Source organism: Massilia sp. S19_KUP03_FR1, from assembly GCF_036688685.1.
GTDB lineage: Bacteria > Pseudomonadota > Gammaproteobacteria > Burkholderiales > Burkholderiaceae_D > JALYUM01.
Map to the genome: position 1 here is coordinate 1 of NZ_JAQQPS010000061.1, position 2700 is coordinate 2700.

Annotated in this window: 2 protein-coding genes and 1 pseudogene; all 3 read right to left on the bottom strand. The window is 59.1% G+C overall.

Going from position 1 to position 2700, the window contains the following annotated elements; all coding sequences use genetic code 11:
- A partial coding sequence (locus V6M87_RS27090) for a DUF2345 domain-containing protein (RefSeq protein WP_332879783.1) occupies positions 1-475 on the bottom strand: 475 nt, incomplete at its 3' end.
- Positions 435-1910, bottom strand: a complete 1476-nt coding sequence (locus tag V6M87_RS27095; RefSeq protein ID WP_332879784.1) for a hypothetical protein — start codon at positions 1908-1910, stop codon at positions 435-437. The genes V6M87_RS27095 and V6M87_RS27090, both read right to left, overlap by 41 nt.
- Positions 1911-1923: 13 nt before the next feature.
- Positions 1924-2700, bottom strand: a pseudogene (locus V6M87_RS27100) (T6SS effector phospholipase Tle3 domain-containing protein); the annotation flags it as partial.

The following is a 2700-nucleotide window of genomic DNA, read 5'->3' on the forward strand; positions in this document are numbered from 1 at the left end:
CGCCGGCCCGCGCCACGTGCACCTGCATGCCTTCAACAGGCTGGCCGTCGGTGGCGCGCAGCAGGCGCGGGATGCGCGCGAATTCGCCTTCCGAAAATGTGGGCAGCGCGGTTTTGCCGCTGGCAGGGCCATTCCAGTGGTGCCCATCGGTGTTGATCGTCATCGCCCCCGGCCCGCCGATTTCCACGTTGCCGCCCTTGAGGGTGAGGTAGGCGCCGCCGGTGACGACAAACGTGATTTCCTTCTCCGCTATGAGTTCGCCTTTCGCGATGAAACAAACCTCGTGGCCTTTCACACGGCACACGCAATGGTCGCCCCTGTGCGCCATGGCAATGCCCATCACGGTTGTATGCGGTGCGGCGGAAACCACTTTGCCGCAGTGGCTGGATGATCGTTCATTTGGATCACACGACGCATGGGATTCCTCTCGTCGATTATTGGGAAAAGCCTTGTGGCCAAGTTGGCGGTGCATCATTGCGCAGGCCCCACCACGGCAAATACGCATGGTTGCCGCCCCGGGCGCGGAACCAGGGTGCGTCGGGTATGATCGGTCGCACGACGGGCGGCGGCAGCACGACTGTGGCGGTAAGCTCCTCATGGTCGGTGGTGCCGGCCACCAGCACGTTCTTGCCGAAGTGGTTAGCGTAGGCAATCGCCAGCGCGACATTCGTAAGGGCCGTGCCCGCACCCATTTCGCCAAGCAGCGCGGGGGTATTGAAGGTCTGCTTCATAAAGTCGAGCTCGGGGACTTCTTCGGTCATGGTGCGGGCCAGGACGGCCAGGCGGTCGGACGAGTCGCGGTGCAGGTTGGCGGCGTCGTGGATGACGAAGCCGATTGAGGTTTTCTGGATGCCGGCGTTCGCGGCGGCTTTGTCGAGCGCCGCTTTCCAGGCTTGCAGGGGGCGTGACTGGCCGTTGTCGCTTGCCTCGAATGCGCTGGCTTTTCTGACGGCGGGGTAGGGCAGCCATGCCAGTGGTGCGCGGTCAGTTTTATAGTCCGGGCCGGCCAGGACGAGCAGAACCATGTTCTCGTTGATTTGCGCATCCTTAGGGCGGCTGGGGGCGTCCCAGTTCATCACCCAGACAGTTTCGGCAGGGTGGGCTTGCAGATAGTCTAGGCCCGCCGCGAGGGAGGTGAAACCGGCGTTTGGACCACCGATCGTCAGTCGTACGTCTGGGGGCGTGCTACGGGTCCATGAATTTGGGAACCATTGATTTCCGATATCGAAGCTTTTGATAATATTTTCGCGCGCAGCACCGGCAGCCTCGACCGGATCAAGTTTGCCACCAGGAAGAGCGTATTCCACGTGAATGCCGGCGAGTTCACGCCAGGTCGTCTTATCCTTCAGCGAGTGTGCATTGTAAAAATAGTCTGAATCGGTGAAGTAAATATCTCGGAACAAATGTGTCAATTCTTCCAGATAGCTGTAGTGATAATTTTTTAAAGATGCAGTGCCATTGATTCCGCTTGCTATATCAGCGATCGATTGTAAAGTTCCATATTTTTTGGGGTTCGATTTGACCTTGTCGTCATCCTTGTTTGGCCAGGCCAGCCCCATGGTCCACAACAGTTGCCACTCAGCGGGGTAATCACGCCGCTGAAGCGGATTCAACCATTGCAGGCCGACGACCTGGGCCATATAAGGCTTCTGGACTGCCGGTAGCGCGGTGGATATCGTGGGTGCTGCTTTGGTCATATTCGCAGCAAGCAAAGTCGTCAGCGCCAACACAATGCCGGCTCCGAGAGTCGGCAGCGCAAACAAGCGCAGGCTCAGTTCCCCATCAGTCATCCGGTGCGTGCCGTCGGTTTCAGTCCGATAGCTCCAGTAAGAAGTGAGAAAAAAAAGCGTGACCAGCGCAACCACGCTGCAGGCGGCGCGGCGCGCCCACGTTCGGATAAAGATCGTCATGGAATTTCCCCGTTCATTTTGAAAAAATCTCACGCTTGTCGATAATTTTGGATGGCATGCTGCCCTCATCTGTCTTAGTAGCCCAGTCCATGGCAGAGCGGTTTCTGAAAAGGCCGTTCAAGAAATAATCATGAAACGCTGCGTTTGGCTCGTCTTTATCGATTTCTTTCAGATAGCGCCAATCCGCCAACACGCGCAAGGCGGCCAGATCGTCCGGCCTGATGCGGCAAACACCAATGGCCACGTCATATGCCAGCGCCTTCTGCGCATGCATGCCGTTGGTCATGATGGTCGAGTGGTCGGTCGCATGCGTATCGATGTTATCGGCCAGCGCTTCCTTGATCTTGTCGTTACGCCATGCCGTGTACCGGGCACTGGCGCTTCCCGGCGAGTCCTCTTCGGTCACCTTGTCCGTGTTTTTGTAAAGACCCTCGCGCTTCGCATCCATGCGCAACATGGCATGATGCTCGTAGCGCAGCGCGGCTTCACTGGCAACATCGCCTGCGGCGGCGTCGGTGCCTTTCAACTTCGCTTCTTTGGTCGCGTGGTTCGGCACCTTGCGGTCACCCGCATACGGGTCGCCGGCTTCCCGCTGGCGCGCCTTGTCGCGCGCTTCTCCCGGTGCATCCATGCCCTGGTCGAACGCGCTGCTAGCCTGGCCGAAGCGCATCGCTTCCGGCACGAATGCTTCAGGCAGTTCGGGCGCGGCCAGGGGCGTGGTCCAGTCGTTTGGCGGCAGGGCGTTGATACGCACGCTGGCCATGCCGGTGACGACATACATGATCGGCGC

Excerpts from the sequence above, each read along its gene's own strand:
- V6M87_RS27095 (WP_332879784.1), bottom strand. The coding sequence starts at position 1,910 with ATGACGATCTTTATCCGAACGTGGGCGCGCCGCGCCGCCTGCAGCGTG.